This window comes from Micromonospora sp. KC213 (assembly GCF_004348325.1).
GTDB lineage: Bacteria > Actinomycetota > Actinomycetes > Mycobacteriales > Micromonosporaceae > Micromonospora.
In genome coordinates, this window is record NZ_SMKF01000297.1 from 1 (window position 1) to 3,403 (window position 3,403).

Consider the following 3,403-nt stretch of genomic DNA (forward strand, 5'->3'; position numbering starts at 1 on the left):
CGCGGGAGGGAGGGTGGGCTCAGGCGGGCAGGCTGGCCACGCCGCGCGGCAGGAAGCGCCGGCCGGTGACCCGCTCGGAGGTGCCCGTCCGGTCCAGGTACGGCGTGACGCCGCCCAGGTGGAACGGCCAGCCGGCACCGAGGATCATGCACAGGTCGATGTCCTGCGCCTCGGCGACGACGCCCTCGTCGAGCATCAGCCGGATCTCCTGCGCCAGCGCGTCGAGCGCGTTCTGGCGGACCTGCTCCTCGGTGAGCGGCTGGTCGCCGACCACGAGCAGCTTGGCGACCTCGTCGTTGATCTGGTCGTCGACCACGAGCCGCTGGCCGCAGTCGGCGATCCGCTTGAGGTTCTCGCTGACACCGAACCGGTCCGGGAACGCCGCGTGCAGGGTGCCACCGACGTGGTACGCCACGGCTGGCCCGACCAACTGGAGTAGGGCGAACGGACGCATCGGCAGACCCAGCGGGTCCAGCGCGCGGTCGGCGACCTCCAGCGGGGTGCCGGCGTCGACGGCGGCCAAGACGGTGCCGAGGAAGCGGGTCAGCAGCCGGTTGACCACGAACGCCGGCGCGTCGGAGACCAGCACGCTCGACTTCTTCAGCTGCTTGCCGACCGCGAACGCGGTCGCCAGGGTGGCGTCGTCGGTCCGCTCGCCGCGGACGATCTCCAGCAGCGGCAGCACCGCGACCGGGTTGAAGAAGTGGAAGCCGACGACCCGCTCCGGGTGCTCCAGCTGCGCCGCCATCGCGGTGATCGACAGCGACGAGGTGTTCGTCGCCAGCACGGCCTCCGGCTTGACGATCTTCTCCAGCTCGGCCCAGACCTGCTTCTTGACGTCCAGGTCCTCGAAGACGGCCTCGATGACGAAGTCGGCGTCGGCGAAGACGCCCTTGTCGACGGAGCCGCTGACCAGGCCGTACAGCTTGGCGGCGGTGCCCTTGTCCATCCGGCCCCTGCTGACGGCCTTCTCGATCTGGGCGTGCACGTACGCCACGCCCTTGTCGACGCGGGACTGGTCCAGGTCGGTCAGCACGACCGGCACCTGGAGGCGGCGGGCGAAGAGCAGGGCGAGCTGGCTGGCCATCAGGCCGGCGCCGACGATGCCCACCTTCGTCACCGGGCGGGCCAGGCCCTTGTCCGGTGCGCCGGCCGGCCGCTTGGCGCGCCGCTGCACCAGGTCGAACGCGTACAGGCCGCTGCGCAGTTCCTCGGAGAAGATCAGGTCGGCGAGGGCCTCGTCCTCGGCGGCGGTGCCGGTGGCGAAGTCGGCGTCCTTCGCCGTCTCCAGCAGGTCCAGCGCCTTGTACGCGGCCGGGACCGCGCCGTGCAGCCGCGCGTCGAGGGTCTGCCGGGCGAAGTAGAGCACCCCGGCCCACATGTCCTTGTCGACCTCGGGTCGGGTCACGGTGACCGTGCCGGAGACCACGCCGGCGGCCCACTCCAGGGACCGTTCGAGGAAGTCCGCCGGCTCCAGCAGGACGTCCGCGATGCCCAGCTCGGCGGCCTGCTTCGGCTTGAGCATCTTGTTCTGCATCAGCGGGTTCTGGATGATCACCTGGGTCGCGGCGGGGATGCCGATCAGGTTCGGTAGCAGCTGCGTGCCGCCCCAGCCGGGGATCAGGCCGAGGGAGACCTCGGGCAGCGCGAGGGCCGCCGCGCCGGCCGACAGCGTCCGGTAGTGGCAGTGCAGGGCCAGCTCCAGGCCGCCGCCCATGGCCGCGCCGTTGACGAAGGCGAAGGTGGGGACCGCGCTGTCCTTGAGGCGGGCGAAGACCCGGTGACCGAGCCGGCCGATCTCCAGCGCCTGCGCCCGGTCGGCGAGCTGCGGCAGGCTGGTGATGTCCGCGCCGACGCAGAAGATGTACGGCTTGCCGGTGACCGCGATGAACGCCGGCTCGGCCGCCAGGGCGGCGCTGATCGCCTCGTCCAGGCTGGCCAGGCCGCCCGGCCCGAAGGTGTTCGGCTTGGTGTGGTCGAAGCCGTTGTCCAGGGTGATCAGGGCGGCGGGACGGTCCAGCCCCGGTACGTTGACCTGGCGCAGCAGCGCCTTGGTGACGACCTCGTTCGGTGCGACGAGCGCGCTCACTTGTTGCCCTCCCAGTGGGGGTTCTCCCAGATCACGGTGCCGCCCATGCCGATGCCGACGCACATGGCGGTGAGGCCGTAGCGGACCTCGGGGTGCTCGGCGAAGTGCCGGGCGAGCTGGGTCATCAGCCGTACGCCCGAGGAGGCGAGCGGGTGACCGATGGCGATCGCGCCGCCCCACGGGTTGACCCGCGGGTCGTCGTCGGCGATGCCGAAGTGGTCGAGGAAGGCGAGCACCTGCACGGCGAACGCCTCGTTCAGCTCGAACAGGCCGATGTCGTCGATGCTCAGCCCGGCGATGCGCAGCGCCTTCTCGGTGGACGGGATCGGGCCGACGCCCATCACCTCGGGCTCGACGCCGACGAAGCCGTACGACACCAGCCGCATGGCCACCGGCAGGCCCAGCTCGCGGGCGGTGGACTCGGCGGCCAGCAGGCTGGCGGTGGCGCCGTCGTTCAGGCCGGCCGCGTTGCCGGCGGTGACCTTGCCGTGCGGGCGGAACGGGGTCTTGAGGGTGGCCAGCTTCTCCAGCGAGGTGTCTCGGGGAGCCTCGTCCACGGTGGCCAGACCCCAGCCGGTCTCCGGGTCGCGGACCGCGACCGGCACCAGGTCGGGCTGGAGCTTGCCGTTGGCGTACGCCTTGGCGGTCTTCTGCTGGGAGGCGAGCGCGAACGCGTCGGTGCGTTCCTTGGTGATGTGCGGGACCCGGTCGTGCAGGTTCTCCGCGGTCGCGCCCATCACCAGGGCGGACGGGTCGACCAGCTTCTCCGCGATGATCCGCGGGTTGGGGTCGACGCCCTCGCCCATCGGGTGCCGGCCCATGTGCTCGACGCCGCCGGCGATGGCGATGTCGTACGCGCCCATGGCGATGCCACCGGCGACGGTGGTGACGGCGGTCATCGCGCCGGCGCACATCCGGTCGATGGCGAAGCCGGGCACCGTCTTGGGCAGGCCGGCCAGCAGGGCGGCGGTGCGGCCGATGGTCAGGCCCTGGTCGCCGACCTGGGTGGTCGCGGCGATAACCACCTCCTCGACCCGCTCCGGAGGCAGTTGCGGGTTGCGGCGCAGCAGCTCGCGGATGCAGCGGATCACCAGGTCGTCGGCGCGGGTGTTGGCGTACATGCCGCCCGCCTTGCCGAACGGGGTGCGGACGCCGTCGACGAAGACGACATCCCTAACTTCACGGGGCACTTGGAGCCTCCTCTTCGACCATGATTCGGCCTCCGCGCCGCCGGGCGGCGCCATGGACCGAACGAGGGTCGGCCGGCACTGGCATTTCCCCCGGATGCTACTCGCCAGTAACCACCCCCGTCAC

Annotated in this window: 2 protein-coding genes; both read right to left on the reverse strand. The window is 71.6% G+C overall.

What is annotated here, in order from left to right; genetic code table 11:
- Window positions 1-19: 19 nt before the first annotated feature.
- Window positions 20-2,089, reverse strand: a complete 2,070-nt coding sequence (locus tag E1166_RS29920) for a 3-hydroxyacyl-CoA dehydrogenase NAD-binding domain-containing protein (RefSeq protein WP_132343171.1) — start codon at window positions 2,087-2,089, stop codon at window positions 20-22.
- The gene (locus tag E1166_RS29925; protein WP_132343172.1) at window positions 2,086-3,279 is read right to left on the reverse strand and encodes a thiolase family protein; all 1,194 of its coding nucleotides are present in this window, start codon (window positions 3,277-3,279) and stop codon (window positions 2,086-2,088) included. The genes E1166_RS29920 and E1166_RS29925 overlap by 4 nt, the downstream gene beginning before the upstream one ends.
- Window positions 3,280-3,403: the final 124 nt, after the last annotated feature.